Consider the following 19,740-nt stretch of genomic DNA (forward strand, 5'->3'; position numbering starts at 1 on the left):
GGACAGCCATGTCCGGTTTCCTGCTATCGTTACGCTTTTGCCCCAAGGTCGCGCCCCATGAACACGACAACCCCTACCCCCCTGGCCAAAATCATCCTGGTCGGACTCATCGGCAATGTGATGGAGTGGTACGACTTCGCCGTCTACGGCTATTTCGCCACGGTCATCGGCAAGCTGTTCTTTCCCGCCAGCGACCCGGTGGTGTCCTTGATCGCCTCGTTCGGGGCGTTCGCGGCGGGCTTCCTGGTCCGGCCCTTGGGCGGGCTGGTGTTCGGCCGGATCGGCGACAAAGTCGGGCGGCGGCGGGCCATGATCCTCTCGGTGATCGCCATGGCGGTGCCCACGATGTTGATGGGCTTCCTGCCGACCTACGCGGCGGTGGGCATCGCCGCGCCCCTCCTGATCATCGGCCTGCGTATCGTCCAGGGTTTGTCGGTCGGCGGGGAATACACCAGTTCCCTGATCTTCCTGGTCGAACACGCACCGGAGAACCGGCGGGCCTTCAGCGCCGTCTGGGGCGCCTGGGGCGCTTCGGCGGGGGTGTTGATGGGGTCCGGGGTGGGTTGGTCGATGAACTGGCTGCTGGACGACGCCGAGATCGTCGCCTGGGGTTGGCGGGTACCGTTCCTCCTCGGCGGCTTGATCGCCCTGACCGGCTATTGGATACGCAATAGCCTGCATGTGGATATCCCGGTGGGCCAAAGCGCCAACCCGGTGCGGGATATCTTCACCCAATACCGCCGGCCGGTCTTGCGGGTCGCCTTGCTGAACATCGGCCTCGGGGTGGCCTTCTATACCGTGTTCATCTACGCCGTCAGCTATATCAAGAACATCGACCACCTGTCCGAAGGCATCGCCCTCCGGCTGAATACCTGGGCCATGTTGTTCCTGCTGTTGGTGTTGCCGCTGGCGGCCTGGCTGTCCGACCGGTTCGGGCGGAAACGGGTGCTGGGCGTGGCCACGGCGTTGCTGGCGGCGGGGGCGGTGCCCTTGTTCCAGATGATCCATTCGGAAGACGCGGCGGTGATCTTCCTGGGCGAATTGAGCTTCACCCTGATCGTGGGACTGTTCTCCGGCGGCATCGCGGCGACCAATGTCGAACTGATGCCGGCCCCGGTCCGCTGCACCGGCCTGGCCTTCGCCTATAACGCCTCCATCGGGATTTTCGGCGGCAGCACGCCGATGATGGCGGCTTGGCTGATCGATTACACCAACAATCCCATCGCCCCGGCCTATTGGGTGGCGGCGACGGCCTCGGTGTCCTTGCTCACCTTGATCTTCATGATCCACGAGACCCGGTTCCAGCCCTTGCACACTTGAAGTCGGCGGCTACGGGCCGGCCTGGGTTGGCGGGCTCCCAAGCCCGGCGCGGGAACCCGCCTATGCGCGTCAAACCGGGCGGCGGATGCCGAGCTTGAGCATCCGGCTTTCCAGGGTGCTGGGCTTGAGCCCCAGGATTTCCGCCGCGCCCGCCGCGCCGCGCACCCGCCAGCCGGTGGCTTCCAACACGCGGAGGATATGGCCCCGCTCCACCTCGGCCAGGGTCGCGGGACCGGCCTGGGCGGCGGACGCCGACCCGGCGGCGGGGTTCCCCGCCACCGTGGGCGGTTCGATCCTGAGCAGCGGCCCGGTGTTGAGGATCACCGCCCGCTCGATGACATTGCGCAATTCGCGGATATTGCCCGGCCAGGGGTAGTTCAGCAGCGCCTTCAAACTGGATTTGGCGACGGCCTCGATGGGTTTGCCCATGGACTTGGCGAATTCCTCGACGAAGGATTCCACCAGGGGCGGCAGGTCGTCGCGCCGTTCCCGCAGCGGCGGCAGGCGCAGCGGGAACACGTTGAGCCGGTAATACAAATCCTCTCGGAACCGGCCTGCGGCGACCTCCTGGGCCAAATCGCGGTGGGTGGCGGCGATCAGGCGCACATCCACCTTGATCGGCCTGGGATTGCCCAGGCGTTCGATCTCCTTCTCTTGCAGTACCCGCAACAGCTTGGCCTGGGCTTCCAAGGGCAATTCGCCGATCTCGTCCAGGAACAGGGTCGAGCCGTCCGCCAACTCGAAGCGGCCGATCTGCCGGGCCAGCGCCCCGGTGTACGCGCCCTTTTCCCGCCCGAACAATTCGCTTTCGATCAAGGCCGCCGGGATGGCGGCGCAATTGACCCGGATCATGGCCCGGCCCCGGCGGGGGCTGGCCTCGTGCAGGGCGGTCGCCAGCACTTCCTTGCCGGTGCCGGTTTCGCCGGTGATCAGCACCGAGGCCGGGGTCGGGGCCACTTGCCCGGCCTGGGCCAGGACGTGGCGCATCGCGGGGCTGCGGCTGGCGATGCGGGTCGCGCCCTGGTGTTCCTCGATTTCGCGGCGCAGGTAGACGTTTTCCTGCTGCAACTGGTCCTTGAGGGTTTGGATTTCGGCCAGGGCCCGCCGCAAAGCGGTTTCGGCCTGTTTGCGCTCGGTGATGTCGAGTCCCGCGCCCATCATCCGCCCCGGACGGCCATCGCCGCCCAGTTGGCATTGGCCGGTGGCGCAAATCCAGCGGGTCTGGCCGTCGGGATGGCGGATGCGGTATTCCTCGCGGTAGCTGCCGCCCCCCGCGAGCGCCCGTTGGATCGCCCGCTCCACCCTGGGCCGGTCTTCCGGCACCAGCCGGTCCAGGAACAAGCCGATGGTGACCGGCGCGTCCGCCGCCATGCCGTAGAGGGTCCGCGCCCGGTCGGTGCCCCAAATGGTGTCCCCTGGAATCTCCCAAACCCACAGCCCGACCTGGGCGGCCTCGGCGGCGAGGCGCATCTGGGCCTCGCTTTCCCGGAGCGCCTGGTCGGCCCGCCGCCGCGCCAGGGCGTTGGCGAACACATCGGCGATCAGGCGCAAGCCCCGCACCACCCGTTCCGGCCAATCGCGGGGCGTGGCCGAGGAAAAAGCCAAACCGCCGCGCAACTCCCCACCGACGATCAGCGGGAAAACCAGGTCGGCGCGGGTGCCATAGCGCAGGAAATTCTCGCGGTCGGTTTCCTCCTCCAGTTCGGCCACATCGCGGACAATCAAGGTTTCGCCCGCGAACAGGGTTTTCATGACCAGGGGCACGGCGGTCATGACCGATTGCACCTTGTTGGGCGGGATGCAGGCTTTGGCATAGCAATGGGTGACGAAGCCATCCTGGCCGTCGGCGGTGACTTCGCCCAGGGTGGCGCGGTCGATGTCCAAGGTTTCGGCGATGCGCTGCAAGCTGGCGTTGATGGCCCCGTCCACCTGGTCCGCGGGCAGGTTGACGAATTGGGCGGAGAGTTCCGCCAGCAGCATCTCGAAACGGGGCATGTCCATGGGTCCGGGCCGGGTCGTGGGGGGTCGGTAGTTTAACCCCACGCCATTTCGGAGCGGCAATCCCCACGGTCGCCGCGTAACATAGGCGGCATGAACAAGCACCCCCGTAAACATCGATCCCGGCCCCGGCGGGCCACGCTCCACCACCACGGACATCCGGCCCAATCCGGCATATGGGCCGCGCTGGCGGCGGCCTTGTTATTCGGGGCCGGGACGCCCTGCGCCAAGCTGCTGCTGGCCGGGGTCGATCCCTGGCTGATGGCGGGCCTGCTCTACCTGGGGTCCGGCCTGGGCCTGGGAATCTACCGGGTGTTGCGCCGGGCACCCCGCGCCGGGCTGGCTCCGGGCGAATGGCCCTGGCTGGCCGGGGCGGTGTTGGTGGGCGGCGTGGTGGGGCCGGTATTGCTGATGTCCGGGCTGCGGGGAATGCCCGCCTCGGAAGCCGCCTTGTTGCTCAACGCGGAGGGCGTGTTCACGGCGCTGCTGGCCTGGTTCGCCTTCCGGGAGAATTTCGACCGCCGCATCGCCTTGGGGATGGCCTCGATCGTGGCCGGGGCCCTGGTGCTGGGTTGGCCGGAACGGGCCGGGGTGTCGGCGTCCTGGCCCGCGCTGGCGGTGTTGGGGGCGTGTTGCGCCTGGGGTTTGGATAACAACCTGACCCGCAAGGTATCCCTGGCCGACGCGGGTTGGATCGCGGCGGTCAAGGGCTGGACGGCGGGGATGACGAACCTGGTCCTGGCCTGGATGCTGGGGGCGGCGTGGCCCTCGGCGTGGGAAGTGGCGGGGGCGCTGGTGTTGGGCGGCGTGGCCTATGGGGCCAGTTTGAGCCTGTTCGTGGTGGCTTTGCGCCATCTGGGCACGGCCCGCGCCGGGGCTTATTTCTCGGTGGCCCCGTTCTTCGGGGCGGCGTTGGCGTTGCCGCTATTGGGCGAGCCGATCGGGACGCGCTTGCTGCTGGCCGGGGCGCTGATGGCCTTGGGGGTCTGGCTACACCTGACCGAGCGCCATAGCCACGCCCACCGCCACGAAGCCCTAGAACACGTCCACGCCCACCGCCACGACGACGGCCACCACGACCACGGGCACGACGGGCCGGTGGCCCCCGGCACGGTCCACAGCCATCCCCACCGCCACGCACCCCAGGTCCACGCCCATCCCCATTTCCCCGACGCCCATCATCGGCACCGCCATTGACGGGCCCCGGACGTCAGGCCGAGCCATCCCCGAACAAGCCGCCCCAGGTCTGGACCTGGGCCACGCTGCCCACCATGACCCGGTCGCCCAGTTTGTCGTGCCCCGGCGTCCCGGCCTTGTGGACGACGATCAGCGAATTCCTGAATTCGATGGCGTCGATCCAGCCATCGAGGATGAAGGCCGGGGTTTCCTTGAGGCCGAAGAAGGTGTGGAGATGGGTGTTGAGGGTCGCCTGCCCGCTCCAGAACTGGAAGTTCACCACATCGGTCAGGCGCTTGAAGAAGGCGTGGGCGGCGGCTTCGTTCAACAAACCCCCGCCGAAATCGTCCATGTACAGGCAATGGGTGTCCTCGACCACATAGACGCCGCCCGGTGCCAGCCGGGGGAAATAGCCGACGAAGGCCTGGATGATATCGGCGGAGCGGTGGGAGCCGTCGTCGATCACGATATCGAATTGGGGCGCGAGGGCGGCGATGCGCTGGCGGGCGTCCTCGCCGTTGGCGTCGCCGACCACGACCTTGATCCGGGGATCGTCGTAGCGCAGGACGGCGCAACGGGGATCTATATCGCACCCGACCAGGATTTCCGCCGCGTGGAAATACCGCGCCCAGGTTTCCAGGGAGCCGCCGTTCTGCACGCCGATTTCCAGCAGGCGCACCGGATTGTCGCGCCAGGGCAGGAACAGCCGGTCGTAATAGGCGAGATAGGAGGACCATTTATCGCTGACCTTGCCGGTCTTGCCACGGTGCAAGGCTGCTATCGAACCGGATTCCATCGTCGTGGCCTGCTGTATGTGGTGGGGGCGGAACCGCCCCGGTGGAACGGATCGGCGGGTCCGGCGCGGACGGGACGCCATGGGAACGGGCCGCCAAGCCGCGCCGGCCTGGTTTATTTGAACACCGGGAAGCCGGTTTCCAGCAGCCAGCGGTTCTTGTCCTCGTCGTAGCGCCAGCGTTGGTCCTGGGTCAGGCTGCGCTCGACCATCTGGTTGCCCCGGACGTAGCGGATTTCCACCGTCTGCAACACCACCTTGCCCTCGTCCAGCACATCCCGGAACAACGGCTGGTAGTAGGTGACTTTGATATCCTTGAGCGCCTGCCAATCCGGCAGGGGCGAAGGGGGCCGGGCATAGTAGTCCAGCGACTTCTTGAACAGGCTCCAGCGGATCGCCCCGGCATAGCCGTTCAATTGCTCGTCCATCCTCATCAACTGGTAATCGTGGGTGCAGGCCGGGAGCGCCGGGCCAAGGCCCAGCCAAGCGACCACCGCCCATATCCGCGCGCGCTTCTTCATCAGGCGACGGGGGCTCCGTGGTGGGGGCCGAAGAACTCGCAAGCCTCGGCCAGGCGGGCGAGTTCTAGCAGGTTGGCGGTATCGGTCTTGGCCAGGATGTTGGAGCGGTGCATCTCCACGGTGCGGTGGCTGATGCCGAGGATGCGGGCGATCTCCTTGTTGGAATGGCCGCGCATCAACTGGGTCAGCACCTCGCGCTCGCGCTCGGTCAGCACCGCGAGGCGCTTGAACAGGATGGCGTTGGCCCGTTCCCGCTCGCGCCGTTCCTCCTCCTGGGCCAGGGCGGTGCGGACCCGCTCGATCAAGAGCCCCGGATCGACCGGCTTGGTCAGGAAATCCACCGCCCCGCCCCGGATGGCCTGGGTGGCGATGGCGACCTGCTCGCAGGCCGAAAGATAGACGATGGGCAGGCGGACGCCGCGCTGGGCCAATTCGGCCTGGAGTTCCGGCCCGCTCATGCCGGGCATCGCCACATCCAGCAGGATGCAGCCATGGTGCTTCTTTTCGCACACGGACAGGAAGGCCTCGGCGCTGGCGAAACTCTCGGCGGCGAGTCCGACGGCACCCAGCACGATGGACAATTGCTCATGGATTACGGGATCGTCGTCGATGACGAAAATGCTGGTTGGATTGGTCATGGCGGAATTGGCTCGGCCAAGTGAAGGGACATAGTGTACGTGGGTCCGGGCAGGCTCCGCGAGATTTTCGCGCTGTGTGTTCCCGGTCCAAACCAGGGCGTTTTCACATCGGTCGTAGGCACGGATCGACTCTTATTCCAAACCTGGGCGGAAAGTCACGCCCTTATTACATAGCCATCATCGACTCGGGCCACGCCCTAATCGACCTGCAAATCGCGGCGTATCGCCAAGTTGGTGGCGATGTTTTCGATCTGGTCGAAGGGGATCGGCTTCCCCAGCACCAGGATATCGTCGGGCAAACCGCCCCGCTCCTCGACCTCGCCGACGGACAGCCCGGTCACCACCACCACTTCCATGTCGGCCAATTCGGGCAGGGCACGGAGCTTGCGCAACATCTCGAAGCCATCCATGGACGGCATCAGCAAATCGGTGATGAGCAGGTGGGGTTGTTCCAGCCCGATACGGACCAAGGCCTCGAAGCCGTTCTTGGCGAACACGGTATCCGGGGCCATCCGCCATTTCCTGAGCCGCATTTGGTAGAGCATCAGCAGGTTGGGCTCGTCCTCGACCACCAGGACGCGCAAGCGGGGCTTGCGCTCCGGCTTCTGGGGCGGCTCGCCCCGGTCGAGGCTGCGGAACTCCTCCGAGGCCAACAGGCGCTCCAGGGATTCCAGGGTGATGCGGCGGTGCCCGCCTTCGGTCTTCCAGGCGCGGAGCAGGCCGTTCTCCGCCCAGAGCTGCGCGGTGCGCACGGACACCCCGAGCCGGTCGGCGGCCTCGGTGGTGGTGCAGAAGGTCTTGGCGACCTTGGCACGGGGGGGTTTGGGGCTGGGCGTTCTCACGATGGGATACTTCTTCGATTGAATACGGCGGGCCGATGGCTATCCGCGATCCCAAGCTTTACGGCTTGAATTTACCGAGCGCTTGCCGATGGCGTCCCAAAGCGGGGATGTCTTAATAAACGCGGTTCCTGGGATGGCCGACCTCTTCGCAGGAGCGTAAGACTGGATCATTTTCTACACTAAAAATCAGATTTTATCAAAAGTTTGGGCAACCTGGGGGTTTTCAACCTCGTACCGCCCCCCGCCCGGCGGGGACGCATCCCCGCTCCATCCCCTCCCCTCAACGTAGGTATACACCGTCTTCGCCGATCTTGCCCGGCCCGTCCAGCACATAGACGCCCGCCGAATTGCCCTTGACATGGAAACCCAGTACGCCATGGGCGGCGTGGATTTCCTGGCCGGTGACGGCATCGCGGTACAGACCGGGCCGGACGCCCTCGACCCTCACATCCTGCCCGCCGCCGATGGCCAGCCCCACCACGGCATAGCTGCCACCGACGGAATAATCCCGCACGAAGCTCATGCCGCCGCCCCATTCCGCCACCCGCTCCATCCGCGCCTTTTGCAGGGCCGGGATGGCGCGGCGGATCAGGTTCAAGCGCCGGATATGCTGGTACAAGGGATGGGCCTGGGTGTGGGCGATGCGATCCCCGGCCAGATAATCGCCGAAATAGGCCCGGCCCGTCTGGTCCAGGGTGTCCTTTTCCCCCGCCACATCCTGCGGCGCGCCCTTCATGAATTCGACCTCCTCGCCATAGTAGAGGCAAGGGATGCCGCGGGCGGTCCAGATCAGGTTATAGGCCGCCGCCGCCATCCAGGCTTCGCCCTTGAAACGGTATTTGAAATCGTTGTCCGGGCCGACATCGTGGTTTTGCAGGAAGGTCACCAATTGGGTGGCGTCGCCATAGATCCAATCCATACCGAACACCTGGCCGGTGCCACCGTAAGTGCCCTTGCTGACGGTGTCGCGGAAGGTCGAGAACAGACCGAAATCCAATTGCGGGAACCCCGAATCGCCGCCCGCGTTGGGATTCCTGGGATCGTGGCCCAGCCGGGTATACCACCAGGGCCGGATTTGGGAGGGACCGTTGTCGCCGCCGCCCAGGTCGCCCCAACCATAGCCCTTCACCAAGTTCTCGCCGAACACGAACAGCCCCGGTTTGTGGGCCTTCCAGGCATTGACGTATTCCAACAGGTTGTCGCGCTCGATGTGTTTCACGGTATCGATGCGGAGCGCGTCCACGCCCATGTCCAAATAGCGGTTGATGGCCCCGATCAAATAGTCCTTGACGTTCTGGCGCCCGGTGGCGAGGTCGATGCAGTCCCCGGCCAGATGCTTGTGTTGCAAGGGATGGGCGCTTTCCCAATCCCCGCCGCAGATGAAGCCCTCCTGGTGATACCAGTCGGGATCGAGTTGATTGGCGTCGACGCCGAAGAAACGGCCTGGGTTGTAGCCGGGCTTGGGGAGGGTCTCGCCGGTCTTGGGGTCGATCAAGGGCTCGACGCCATCCGGGTCGGAGGCATGGCGCTCCCGGTACCACTCGGGCGCGACCGGATTATCGATATCGTCGCGGTTCGGCCAAGCGTAATTGCCGAGGCTGCCCTGGTACGGCCCATGATCGACCCGGCCCGGCGCCGAACCCTGCGGCACATAATACTTGATCGGCAAATGGTCGATATGGACCTGGCCGCGGATGCCGTACTGGCAGGAATGGTTCACCACCACGTCCTGGATGATCTTGATGCCCTTGGCGTGGGCCGCGTCGATCAAGTCCTGATAGGTGGCGCCGGGCGATTCCAAACGCGGATCGATGCGGGTCCAATCGTAGGCGTGGTAGCCGTGATAATCCAGGCCCGAGCGGTTCTCGACCGGCGGCGTGATCCAGATCGCGGTGAAACCCAAATCCTTGATGTAATCGAGGCGCTGGATCAGCCCCTTGAAATCGCCGCGCCAATGCGGGTCTTCCGCCGCGCCGGTCGCGGGATTGAACTTGATGCGGTCGCGGCAGAAGAAATTGTTGCCGGGATCGCCGTCATAGAAGCGGGTGGTGATGAGGAAATAGATGGTTTCCTCGCGGAAATCGGTCCGGGCATGGCAGGGGGCCAAGGCCGGCAAGGGGGCCGAACGCACCGGCGGGTGGATTTCTTCCTGGGTCGGCGGATGGTCGAACCAGCGCCCATCGGCGAACCACCCCTCCCGTTCCCAGGCCAGATCGCTGGTCTGCCGCCCGCGCCCGTCGTTGAATAGGAACTGGAGGCCGGCCTCTTCCAACGGGAAGCAAAACCAGCCCCCGCCCTCCGCCCGCATCGGGACGCCGGGCCAGGGGGTATGCGGTTGGGATTTGACGGGATGCCAATAATGGATCAGGACGGGTTCCGCCCAATCGGCGGGTTTTTTGAAGTGCAGGGTGAAGCCGGGCATAGGAGATCGTTCTGGCAAAGCGGGAAGGATGGAGGAACGGGCGCGGGACCGGAACGGCCAGCGGGGCCGGTGCGCGCACCGGCCCCGCGCCACACCGCCTATTTTTCGCGGATATAGTCGTAGATGTTCAAATAATCCCGCCCCGGATGGTTCCAGGAATAATCCGAGCGCATCCCGTTCTTCATCAGTTCGCGGAAATGATCGGGATATTCGTAATAGCAGGAAATCGCCCGGCCCAAGGCCGATTCCAGCCCGATGCCGTCGTAGTTCTCGAACACATAGCCGTTGCGCTCGTGCAAGGCGCGGTGCGAATAATCCTTGTCGAACACCGTATCGGCCAAGCCGCCCACCGAGCGCACCACCGGCACCGTGCCATAGCGCAGCGCGATCAACTGGGTCAGGCCGCAAGGCTCGAACCGGCTGGGCACCAGGATCATATCGGCCCCGGCGTAGATGAGGTGGGACAGTTCCTCGTCGAAGCCGATCTCCAGATGGCAATCCGGGCTTTCGTTCAGCATCCGCTTGAGTCCCCAGAAATCCTCGTTGATGCCCTGGTACGGGCTGGAACCCAACAGCACGAACTGGGCGTCGCGCTGCAAGCTGTAGAAGATGGCATGGCGCACCAGTTCCAAGCCCTTCTGCGGGTCGAGGCGGCCAATGAAGGCCACGATGGGCTTGGCGTTATCGGCCAACATCAGGCGGTGGCGCAAGGCCCGCTTGTTATCGTACTTGCGCTCGATCGTGTCCACGCCGTATTGCGCGGGGATATGCCGGTCCACCTCGGGATTCCAGACATCGTAATCGATGCCGTTGACCACGCCGCCGTATTTGAGGTGGTGGGTGTGCAGGGTCGGCTCCAGCCCGAAGCCCTGGCCCTGGTCCTTGGTCTCGTAGGCATAGCGCGGCGACACCGTGGTGACGAAGTTGGAATAGACGATCCCGCCCTTGAGCAGGTTCAAGGCGTTGGGATACTGGTTGTCGCGCAGCCGGTTGTAATCGAAGAAGCGGGCCGGATCGTGAAGTCCCGTGGCCCGTAGCAATTCCGCCCCGGTCACGCCCTGGTGCTGGAAGTTGTGGATGGTGAGGCACACCCTGGGATGGCTCATCCCCAAACGCTGGTAGAACTCGTACAGGAACACCGGCACCAGGGCGGTCTGCCAATCATGGCAATGGATGATGTCGGGATGCTTGCCGGACTTCCACAGGAATTCGATGGCGGCGCGGGAGAAGAACGCATAGCGCAGCACATCGTCCTTGAAGCCGTAGATGCTGCCACGGTTGAAGAAATTGTCGTTGGAATGCGGCTCGATGAAGAAGCATTTGCGGTCGTAGACGAAGCCGAAGTAGACCGTGCAATGGATCGCGCCGTCATACCACGGCACCCACAGGTCTTTGTAAACCTCCTTCAAATCGTAGATATGGTCGTAGCGCATACCGCTGTATTTGGGGAGGATGATTTCGACATGGTTGCCGCGGATCGCCAGTTCGCGGGTCAGGCCGAACACCACATCGGCGAGACCGCCGACCTTGGCCACCGGGGCCATTTCCGGGGCGATCTGCACGATGAACAGGCTGGGGCGGTGATGGTGATGCACTTCCGGCTCTTCGGGGTGGATTTCGACGGGTTCCTGGTCGGGCAACGGCTCTTCGACGTGGGTGGATTGGGGTTCGGCGGGTTCGCCTTCGGGTTCCGGGTCGATGGCGGGCGGCTCGGCGGGGATGGCTTCCGCCACGGTTGCAACAGTTTCCGGTTCGGCGGGGACAGGTTCCGCCACGGCTGCGGCAACCTCCGGTTCGGCGGGGACGGGTTCCGCCACGGCTTCGGCAACCTCCGGTTCGGCGGGAGTGGTTTCCACCACGGCTTCGGCAACTTCCGGTTCGGCGGGAGTGGTTTCCACCACGGCTTCGGCAACTTCCGGTTCGGCGGGAACGGGTTCCGCCACGACTGCGGCGGCTTCCGGTTCGGCGGGAACGGGTTCCGCTACGGCTGCCACAACTTCCAGCGCGGCGGGAACGACAGCCTCGACCGGGATTTCCGCCGATACCGCCACGGCATCGACCGGGGCCGGTTCCAAGGGCAAAGCCTCCTGGGTGGGCGCCGCGGGAATCGCCGGGGCCGCGGACGGCGCGGCGGCGGCGGGTTTCTTGGCCGGTTTGGATGCTTTGGATGCGGGCGCGGCTTTGGATTTATCGGGACTGGAGGGTTTCTTGGCCATGGAGATGCTTCCTAAGATGATGGGATTCTTCGCGGCTAACGCCCCGACCGCTGCTACGTAACCCGGAGGAGCGATAGCGGAATCCGGGGAGGGCGGCCCCAGGGTTCCGCCGCGCCGCATCCGGGCCACAGGGCCTGATGGGCTCGGGGCGGTTATGGATCAAGCGGCGGGTTCCGCCGGGGTGGTTTGCGCTGCGGGAACGGCGCTGGCGGGTTCGTCCGCCGGATCGGGTTCGGACACGGGTTCGGGCTTGAGTTTCAAGACGATACCGGCCAGCGGTGGTAGGGTGATGACGACCGAATAGGGCTGGTTCATCCAGGCCCGTTCCTCCGCGTCCAAGGACCGCGCCCCGTTGCCCAGGCCGCTCCCGGCGTAATCGAGGGCGTCGGAATTGACCAGTTCGCGATAGGTGCCAGGCGCGGGCACGCCGATCCGGTAATCCTCGCGCGGCACCGGGGTGAAGTTGACCGCGACCACCACGGCCTCGCCACCCGCCCGGCGCTGGTAGACCAAGGTCGAATTCTGTCCGTCGTGGCAATCGATCCACTCGAACCCCTGCCAATCGAAATCCAGTTCGTACAAGGCCCGCTCGGCGCGGTAGAGCCGGTTCAGGTCTTGGATCAGCCGCTCGACGCCCTGATGGTAGGGATATTCCCGCACATACCAATCCAGCACCGCCGTGCTGTCCCATTCCCGGCCCTGGCCGAATTCGCCGCCCATGAACAACAGCTTTTTGCCGGGATGGGTCCACATGTAGATGTACAGCATCCTGAGGTTGGCGAAACGCTGCCATTCGTCGCCGGGCATCTTGTAGAGCAGGGATTGCTTGCCGTGGGCCACTTCGTCGTGGGAGAACGGCAGCAGGAAGTTCTCGGTGAAGGCGTAGAGCAGGCTGAAGGTCAGTTCGCCGTGATGGTATTGGCGATGGATGGGGTCTTTCGCCATATAGCGCAGGGTATCGTTCATCCAGCCCATGTTCCATTTCAGGTCGAAACCGAGGCCGCCGACATAGGTGGGCTTGGTCACTTGCGGCCAGGAGGTGGATTCCTCCGCCATGATGAGCGTGCCCGGCACCTGGCTATGGGTGACTTCGTTCAATTCACGCATGAAATCGATGGCTTCCAGGTTCTCGCGCCCGCCGTATTTGTTGGGAATCCACTCGCCTTCCTTGCGGGAATAATCCAGGTACAGCATCGAGGCCACCGCGTCCACCCGGAGGCCATCGACATGGTATTCCTCCAACCAGAACAGGGCGCTGGAAATCAGGAAGTTCTTCACCTCGTAGCGCCCGAAGTTGAAGATCAAGGTGGACCAATCCTTATGCTCGCCCAAGCGCGGGTCGGCGTGTTCATACAAGGCCGTGCCGTCGAAATAGGCCAGGCCATGGGCGTCCTTGGGGAAATGGGCCGGCACCCAATCCAGGATCACGCCGATGCCGTGTTGGTGGCAATAATCGACGAAGGCGCGGAAATCGTCCGGCGTGCCGAACCGGCTGGTCGGGGCATAATAGCCGGTGGTTTGATAGCCCCAGGATTTATCGTAGGGGTGTTCGGTGATCGGCATCAGTTCGATATGGGTGAAGCCGAGGCGCTGGACATGCCCGACCAAGAGGGTGGCGAGTTCGCGGTAGTTGAGCATCTCGCCTTCGGGGCCGCGCTGCCAGGAACTCAGATGCACCTCGTAGATCGACATGGGCCGGTGCTGCCAATCGAAGCGGGCGCGGGTGTCGAGCCAGGCTTGGTCGGTCCAGCGGAAGGCGCTGGGCGCTTCGACGATGGAGGCATTGTCGGGCCGTAGTTGGAACTGGCGGCCATAGGGGTCGGATTTCAGGAAGATATCGCCATTCTTGGCGCGGATTTCGTATTTGTAGATGACCCCGTGCGGCAGGTCCGGGATGAACAATTCCCAGACGCCGTTGCCATGCACCCGCAGCGGATGGGCGCGGCCATCCCAGCGGTTGAAGTCGCCCACCACGCTGACCCGTTCGGCGCTGGGCGCCCAGACCGAGAACAACACGCCGGTCGCGCCGTCGGCCTGGTGGACCCGCGCCCCCAACAGGCGGTGGGCGTGCCAGTGCTTGCCCTCGCCGAACAAATGCAGGTCGAAATCGGGGAGCTGCGGCGGATAGCAATAGGGATCGTGGGCGATATGGTCGCGACCCTGGTCGTCGCGCCAGATGAGGCGGTAGCGCTCGGGTACCTGCTCGGCCTTACCGTGCCACTCGAACAAATCGGTGCCTTCGATCCGGTGCAGGCGGTGGCCACCCTCGGCGATGGACACCTCCTCCGCGTGGGGCAGCATGGCCCGCACCCACACGCCACCGCGCTCGGGATGTCGGCCCAGCACCGCGAAGGGGTCGTTGTGGCGGGCATTGACGATCTTTTGCAACTCGGGCGAGAGTTTTGGCTGGTTCATCCTGGATACCTCTTTATTGTGGTTGTTGGGGCGGGCCGCTGACTCGGTGCGGAACGGGGCGGGCGGACCGCCACGGCGCTATTTTAGGCGCAAGCGGCGGGGAACGCTTGGCGGGAATGTTGGGATTTTTTGACGGGGCGGGAGGAAGTGGCGCGGGGACGGTCCTGGCGCATGGCCTGGGTGGCAGCGGGGATGGCCTCCCGATCCCGCCGGCATGAACCCCCGTTCTTACCGGACCAAACAACCGTGCTTGAAGAAAAGCCCGCCTTCGCCTACATCTATCCATAGCAATTCCGGGCATCGCCCCCCACCCCAGCACAAATCCCGGCATGGCAGCAAAAAACACCCCGCCCCCCGACAGCCCGCCCGTCCCGGCGAACGCGCCCCCACCCCCCCTGCGGCTCAGGATCCTGGTCGCCGAGGATTCGGTCTCGGCCTTGCGGGTCATCACGACGATCCTGTCGGCCTCGGGCCATACGGCGGTCGGGGTCGGCGATGGCATCGCCGCGGTGCGCGAATTCCAGAACCAATCCTTCGACCTGGTCCTGCTGGACATCCTCATGCCGGGCATGGACGGCTTCGAGGCCACCCGCGCCATCAAGCGGATCGCCGCCGAACGGGACGAATGGGTGCCGGTGCTGTTGATCAGCGCCGTGGAGCAACACGGGGCCATCGTCAAGGGGCTCTCGACCGGGGCCGACGATTTCATCCCCAAACCCTGGCTGATCGAAATCCTCGACGCCAAGATCGATGGCTTCGCCCAGTCCATCCAGGCCATCCGGCAGATCCGCGCCCAGGAGGCGGAAGCCCGCGACATGGTGAAACGGCTGGCCGAACTGAACGCCCATACCCAAACCGAATTGGACATGGCGAACCGGATCATGAACCGGCTGGTCTCCTGCGAGCGGCTCATCGATCCCCAGGTACGCCATTTCCTGCTGCCTTCCGACCGCTTCAGCGGCGACGTGGTCGCCATCTCCCGCGCACCGAACGGCACCCTCTACGCCATGCTGGCGGACGCCACCGGGCATGGCCTCACCGCCGCCATCAGCGTCCTGCCCGCGCTCTGGGTATTCGAAGGCATGGCCCGCAAGGGTATGCCGGTCGCGGATATCGCCGCCGAAATCAACCGCCGGCTGAAAGAAACGCTGCCGACCGGCTATTTCGTGGCGGCGCATATCGTCGCGCTGGACAGCGGCTCGGGGAAGCTGTGGATTTGGAGCGGGGGCATGCCTCCGGCCCTCTTGATCGACGACCAGTCCAATACCCTACAGGCATTGGCTTCCCCCCACGTCGCCCTGGGCATCCTGGGCGGTGGCGCGTTCGATCCCACCTGCCAAGCCATAGGGGTCGATTTCCAGGGGCAATGCTTGCTGTATTCGGACGGTGTGATCGAAGCCCGGGCCGGGGACGGTCCCATGCTGGGCGAAGAACGTTTGCTCGGGGCGTTGCTGGCTGCCGCACCGGGTGCCCGGATCGACCATGCGATCGATTTGGTCGAGGCGCATTTATCGGGACAGGCCCCGCCGGACGATACCTCCCTCCTCGCCATCATGCTGGCCGCCGATTGAGTGGATTTCGGCGCATGAACCCGCGTTGTCCTTGCCGGGCCCGCCCTACTCTGTTTCGATAGCGACCGTCACGCCGGGTTGGCAAGAAAGCAGTATATTATTCCGACACCCCGTATCAGCGGAGCGCGGGGATTGCCCCCATCCATCATACCAGCGGCGAAAATATCCATGCACCACCCCGAATACTTCGAAAGTATCCTGGCTTTCGTCCACGAAATCGGCATCGCTGTCGAATTGCAAGCGATCCCCGGTCCAAGCTTCTTGCCGGGGATCGCGATCCGGTCCGGGGCGCTGGTTGTGGACCCCGACGCGCTACAGTGGCCCGGCGACATCCTGCACGAAGCGGGGCACCTGGCCGTCTTGCCGCCGGAGCGCAGGGCCGGGGCCTCGGACGACCTATCGGACACCAGCATGCCCGGCGGAGGAGAACTGGAAGCCCTGGCCTGGTCGTTCGCGGCGGCGCATCGGTTGGGACTGCCCCCGTCCGTCCTGTTCCATCCCGGAGGCTACAAGGGACAGTCCGAAGGGCTGATCTTGTCCTACACCTTCGGCGTGTGCCCAGGTCTGAAGGGGCTTTGCGAGGCGGGCATGGCAACCGCGCCCGGCTTCGGCTCCACCGCCACGGCCCCGCCCTATCCCCATATGATTCGCTGGCTGCGGATGTAAATCCCCCCGCATGGCCGGAAAGCCACTTGAAGGGAGTAATACCGGCCACATCCCTAACACGATACGGGCGGATGAACGGAAACGCCCCCTAAAACGGGTGATACTGGAACAACCAAGTCTCCGACACCGCCTTATCCTTGAGACGTAGGAAGCAACGCAATTCCACCGGGTCCGGCCCCTCGACCTTGAGGTCGAAGTGGGTGCGCCAATGCCCCGCCACATCGTCCGGCACCGGCTCGATTTCCACCCGCGAAATCTCGCCCCGCGACGCCACGATCACCGGCTCCGGCTTCTCGCCCCAGGCCAGCGAATCCAACGGTTTCCCCAGGAATTCCACCATGAATTTACGCACGCCCTTGGGCCGGGGCTTGCCGGGTTGGCCGCCATTGCCCAGGCGGGTCGCGACGCAGCGGGCCAGCGGGAAGTTGTTCGGGTCTTCGTTCAGCCACGACAGCCGGTATTTGAATTCGTAGCTCTTGCCCGCCGTGGCCGGTTCCTTGGGCACCCACATCGCCACGATGTTGTCGTGGATTTCGTCGTCGGTGGGGATTTCGGTCAACTGCACCGCGCCCTCGCCCCAATCGCCCAGCGGTTCCACCCAGGCGCAGGGCCGCAGGTGGTAGCGCACCCCGTCCTGGTAATGGTCGAACAGCCGGTCGCGCTGGAACAGGCCATAGCCCTTGGGCGCTTTATCCATGAAGCTCGACACCGAAACCTGGGGCGGATTGTTCAAGGGCCGCCACAGGTGTTCGCCATTGCCGTTCAGCATCGCCAGCCCGTCGGAGTCGTGGACTTCGGGCCGCCAATCGCTGCCCGCGGCCTTGGCGGTTTCCGAGAACCAATACATCGAGGTCAAGGGCGCGATGCCCAGGCGCTCGATATCCTTGCGCAGGAACAAGGCCGATTCGATCAGCATCGCCACGCCCTTGCCGCGGCTCAGGGCGAAGCGATAGGCACCGCTGAGGCTGGGACCGTCGAGCAAGGCATAGATGACGACGGGATCGGTGGGCTTGGGCGCGGGCTCGAACCAGAACGCCACGAAATCGGGGAATTCCTCCGGGTTGGAAGTGCCCGGCGCGATGGCGATGCCACGGGCGGACAGGCCGATCTGGCCCTGGTCGCCATTCGCGCCCACCGCCCGGAAATAGGACGCGCCCAGGAAGGTGGCCCAGGGTTCCAGTTTCTTCCAATCCGGCCCGCCGCGCTTCTCATGCACCCAGAACCCGGCGAAGGCCGAAGGCTCCGGCGCGAGCTGACGGGCCACATGGTCGGGACCGGCGGCGAACAAATCCGGGTCGTAGGCGATTTGGCGGGCTTGCCCATGCTCGACCACGTTCATTTTCACGGTCTTGGGGAAGAACATCCCCACATGCTGGAAGCTGATGGGATAGGCGCTGCCGCCCTCGGCCCAGAGCGCGGCGTCCTTGCGGTATTGCAGCTTGCCGTGGGCGTCGTAGTCGATCTGCTGGACGATGGCGGGATCGGGACGCGGCGGCGGGGCGTATTCGCGGGCGGCGGCTTCGCGGGCCATCGCCTTGAGCGCGTCGAAGCCGAACGGCGTGGCCGGGCCGAATTGCAGTTTGGCGGGATTGGCCTGGGCGGCCGGTATCCTGAGGGCGTAGAGGGCGTTGACGGCGAGGGAGAGTTGCAAAAAGTGTCGGCGCGTTAAGCTCATAGGAATTCCATGGACAGGGAGTAGTGGCCGGGACACTAGGCCCGGCCTGTTATTTTCACAGCGTGCGCATCAATCTTCAAAAGCCGGGATGATCTCGGTTTCGGCCTGGCCCGCCCCGATCCATTCCAGCATCGCCGGATGGCCCAGCACCGTGTCGCGATAGGCGCGGGCCACCGCGTCGGCTTCGAGTTGGTAGGTCCAAAAGCGCAGGGCGACCGGCGCGTACATGGCGTCGGCGATGGTGAAGCGCCCGAACAGCCAGGGACCGCCCTCGGCCCGTTCCCGGCAGTCCCGCCAGATCCGCCCGATCCGGGCCACGTCCCGATGCACCGCTTCCGGTGGCTCCTTGCGGGGCGGGGCCGGTGGACGGCGGCAATTCATCCCGCAATGGGTCCGCAGCGCCTGGAAGCCGGAATGCATTTCCGCCGAGAGGGCGCGGGCCAGGGCGCGGGCGGCGGGCGCTTCAGGCCAGCCCTGGGTTGCCGGGTAGCGCTCGGCCAGATATTCCAGGATGGCGAGCGAATCCCACACCGTGATGCCGCCGTCCACCAGCACCGGCACCTTGCCCGCCGGGCTGTGGGCCGCGATGCGGGCCTGGGAATCCTCCCGGTATAGCGGGATGCGGATTTCCTCGAACGGGATGCCGTGGTGCTTGAGGAACAGCCAGGGGCGCAGGGACCAGGAAGAATAGTTTTTGTTGCCGATAACCAAGGTCGGATTCATGGCGTCGATTTCCTGAAGTGAAGGGTGCCGCCGCCGGTCCCGCGCCGGCGGGACCGGCCCGGCGGGCGCTGTTATGACAAATATCGCCGTCCGGGGCAATGGGGCGGATCGCCGGTTCGGAAGCTCAGGCCGTTCCCAACGCCGCCTCGATATCCTCCACCAGTTCCTCCGGCTTGGTCATCGAGCCGTAGCGCTTGACCGGCTTGCCCTCGCGGTCGATCAGGAACTTGGTGAAATTCCACTTGATGCCCTCGCTGCCCAAGGTGCCGGGCAAGGCGTGCTTGAGATAGGCGAACACCGGATGGGCACCCTCCCCGTTCACCTCGACCTTCTCCGACAAAGGGAAACTCACGCCGTAGTTCTTCTCGCAGAACGCGCCGATCTCCATGGCGTCGCCCGGTTCCTGCGCCCCGAATTGATTGCAGGGGAAACCGACCACCACCAAGCCCCGGTCTTTGTAGTCCCGGTACAGCGTTTCCAGCCCGGCGTATTGCGGGGTGAAACCGCAGCGGCTGGCGGTGTTGACGACGAGGATGGCCTTGCCCCGGAATTGGGCGAAATCCAGGGGTTCGCCGCTCAGGGTCCGGGTTTGGAAGTGATAGATTTCAGCGCTCATGGTCGGCTCCTATGGGATGGAGGAACGGGGTTGTTCCTAAGCGCCGCAGTTTACGCCGATTCGGGCCGATCCCGCGCCCATGGGTCCCGGCGCTAGAACGCGGCGACCAAACGCACCACTCTGGGGCATACCTCCATCGGCGCAAATG

General features: G+C 64.9%; 15 protein-coding genes. 4 read left to right on the plus strand and 11 right to left on the minus strand.

The window, feature by feature from the left end; genetic code table 11:
* Window positions 1-57 precede the first annotated feature (57 nt).
* Window positions 58-1,320, plus strand: a complete 1,263-nt coding sequence (locus tag K5658_RS16495) for an MFS transporter (RefSeq protein WP_221064188.1) — start codon at window positions 58-60, stop codon at window positions 1,318-1,320.
* Window positions 1,321-1,389: 69 nt separating this feature from the next.
* On the opposite strand, the gene K5658_RS16500 is transcribed toward K5658_RS16495, so the two are convergent.
* Window positions 1,390-3,315, minus strand: coding sequence for a sigma 54-interacting transcriptional regulator (locus tag K5658_RS16500; protein ID WP_221064189.1), 1,926 nt, complete (start codon window positions 3,313-3,315; stop codon window positions 1,390-1,392).
* Window positions 3,316-3,411: 96 nt separating this feature from the next.
* Here K5658_RS16500 and K5658_RS16505 point away from each other — a divergent pair, with 96 nt between their 5' ends.
* Entirely contained in the window at window positions 3,412-4,515 is a 1,104-nt protein-coding gene (locus K5658_RS16505) for a DMT family transporter (protein WP_221064190.1), read from the plus strand.
* Between the two features lie 13 nt (window positions 4,516-4,528).
* Here the strand turns inward: K5658_RS16505 and K5658_RS16510 are convergent, their stop codons facing one another.
* From K5658_RS16510 to glgB, 7 genes are all read right to left on the minus strand, one after another.
* A complete protein-coding gene (locus K5658_RS16510) occupies window positions 4,529-5,290 on the minus strand; it encodes a class I SAM-dependent methyltransferase (RefSeq protein ID WP_221064191.1) in 762 nt (253 codons plus the stop codon).
* Window positions 5,291-5,403: 113 nt separating this feature from the next.
* A complete protein-coding gene (locus K5658_RS16515; protein ID WP_221064192.1) occupies window positions 5,404-5,808 on the minus strand; it encodes a hypothetical protein in 405 nt (134 codons plus the stop codon).
* Complete coding sequence (locus K5658_RS16520) at window positions 5,808-6,446, minus strand: response regulator transcription factor (RefSeq protein ID WP_221064193.1); 639 nt, start codon at window positions 6,444-6,446, stop codon at window positions 5,808-5,810. Before K5658_RS16520 ends, K5658_RS16515 begins: the two co-directional genes overlap by 1 nt.
* Window positions 6,447-6,643: 197 nt before the next feature.
* Entirely contained in the window at window positions 6,644-7,288 is a 645-nt protein-coding gene (locus tag K5658_RS16525) for a response regulator (RefSeq protein WP_221064194.1), read from the minus strand.
* A 280-nt stretch (window positions 7,289-7,568) separates the two neighbouring features.
* Complete coding sequence (locus K5658_RS16530; RefSeq protein WP_221064195.1) at window positions 7,569-9,710, minus strand: alpha-amylase family glycosyl hydrolase; 2,142 nt, start codon at window positions 9,708-9,710, stop codon at window positions 7,569-7,571.
* Window positions 9,711-9,808: 98 nt separating this feature from the next.
* Entirely contained in the window at window positions 9,809-11,926 is a 2,118-nt protein-coding gene (locus K5658_RS16535; RefSeq protein ID WP_221064196.1) for a glycogen synthase, read from the minus strand.
* A 159-nt stretch (window positions 11,927-12,085) separates the two neighbouring features.
* Window positions 12,086-14,341 carry a 1,4-alpha-glucan branching protein GlgB gene (gene glgB / locus K5658_RS16540; protein ID WP_221064197.1) on the minus strand — a complete coding sequence of 752 codons (2,256 nt, stop codon included), beginning with the start codon at window positions 14,339-14,341 and terminating at the stop codon, window positions 12,086-12,088.
* Between the two features lie 329 nt (window positions 14,342-14,670).
* Between glgB and K5658_RS16545 the strand changes: the two genes are divergently transcribed.
* A complete protein-coding gene (locus K5658_RS16545; protein WP_221064198.1) occupies window positions 14,671-15,912 on the plus strand; it encodes a PP2C family protein-serine/threonine phosphatase in 1,242 nt (413 codons plus the stop codon).
* Between the two features lie 168 nt (window positions 15,913-16,080).
* Window positions 16,081-16,578, plus strand: a complete 498-nt coding sequence (locus K5658_RS16550) for a hypothetical protein (protein WP_221064199.1) — start codon at window positions 16,081-16,083, stop codon at window positions 16,576-16,578.
* Between the two features lie 88 nt (window positions 16,579-16,666).
* On the opposite strand, the gene K5658_RS16555 is transcribed toward K5658_RS16550, so the two are convergent.
* The 3 genes from K5658_RS16555 to K5658_RS16565 form a co-directional block, all read right to left on the minus strand.
* Window positions 16,667-18,253, minus strand: coding sequence for an OpgD/OpgG family glucan biosynthesis protein (locus K5658_RS16555; protein ID WP_221064200.1), 1,587 nt, complete (start codon window positions 18,251-18,253; stop codon window positions 16,667-16,669).
* A 69-nt stretch (window positions 18,254-18,322) separates the two neighbouring features.
* On the minus strand, window positions 18,323-18,976 hold the full coding sequence (locus K5658_RS16560; protein ID WP_221064201.1) for a glutathione S-transferase family protein: 654 nt from the start codon (window positions 18,974-18,976) through the stop codon (window positions 18,323-18,325).
* Window positions 18,977-19,100: 124 nt separating this feature from the next.
* Complete coding sequence (locus K5658_RS16565; RefSeq protein ID WP_221064202.1) at window positions 19,101-19,592, minus strand: glutathione peroxidase; 492 nt, start codon at window positions 19,590-19,592, stop codon at window positions 19,101-19,103.
* Window positions 19,593-19,740: the final 148 nt, after the last annotated feature.

Origin of the sequence: Methylomagnum ishizawai (genome assembly GCF_019670005.1) — a bacterium.
In the GTDB taxonomy this organism is placed as follows: domain Bacteria; phylum Pseudomonadota; class Gammaproteobacteria; order Methylococcales; family Methylococcaceae; genus Methylomagnum; species Methylomagnum ishizawai.

Coding starts and splice junctions, on each gene's coding strand:
- K5658_RS16550 (WP_221064199.1), top strand. CDS start 16,081: ATGCACCACCCCGAATACTTCGAAAGTATCCTGGCTTTCGTCCACGAA.
- K5658_RS16530 (WP_221064195.1), bottom strand. CDS start 9,710: ATGCCCGGCTTCACCCTGCACTTCAAAAAACCCGCCGATTGGGCGGAA.
- K5658_RS16505 (WP_221064190.1), top strand. CDS start 3,412: ATGAACAAGCACCCCCGTAAACATCGATCCCGGCCCCGGCGGGCCACG.
- K5658_RS16515 (WP_221064192.1), bottom strand. CDS start 5,808: ATGAAGAAGCGCGCGCGGATATGGGCGGTGGTCGCTTGGCTGGGCCTT.
- K5658_RS16495 (WP_221064188.1), top strand. CDS start 58: ATGAACACGACAACCCCTACCCCCCTGGCCAAAATCATCCTGGTCGGA.
- K5658_RS16535 (WP_221064196.1), bottom strand. CDS start 11,926: ATGGCCAAGAAACCCTCCAGTCCCGATAAATCCAAAGCCGCGCCCGCA.
- K5658_RS16500 (WP_221064189.1), bottom strand. CDS start 3,315: ATGCCCCGTTTCGAGATGCTGCTGGCGGAACTCTCCGCCCAATTCGTC.
- K5658_RS16560 (WP_221064201.1), bottom strand. CDS start 18,976: ATGAATCCGACCTTGGTTATCGGCAACAAAAACTATTCTTCCTGGTCC.
- glgB (WP_221064197.1), bottom strand. CDS start 14,341: ATGAACCAGCCAAAACTCTCGCCCGAGTTGCAAAAGATCGTCAATGCC.
- K5658_RS16565 (WP_221064202.1), bottom strand. CDS start 19,592: ATGAGCGCTGAAATCTATCACTTCCAAACCCGGACCCTGAGCGGCGAA.
- K5658_RS16545 (WP_221064198.1), top strand. CDS start 14,671: ATGGCAGCAAAAAACACCCCGCCCCCCGACAGCCCGCCCGTCCCGGCG.
- K5658_RS16520 (WP_221064193.1), bottom strand. CDS start 6,446: ATGACCAATCCAACCAGCATTTTCGTCATCGACGACGATCCCGTAATC.
- K5658_RS16555 (WP_221064200.1), bottom strand. CDS start 18,253: ATGAGCTTAACGCGCCGACACTTTTTGCAACTCTCCCTCGCCGTCAAC.
- K5658_RS16510 (WP_221064191.1), bottom strand. CDS start 5,290: ATGGAATCCGGTTCGATAGCAGCCTTGCACCGTGGCAAGACCGGCAAG.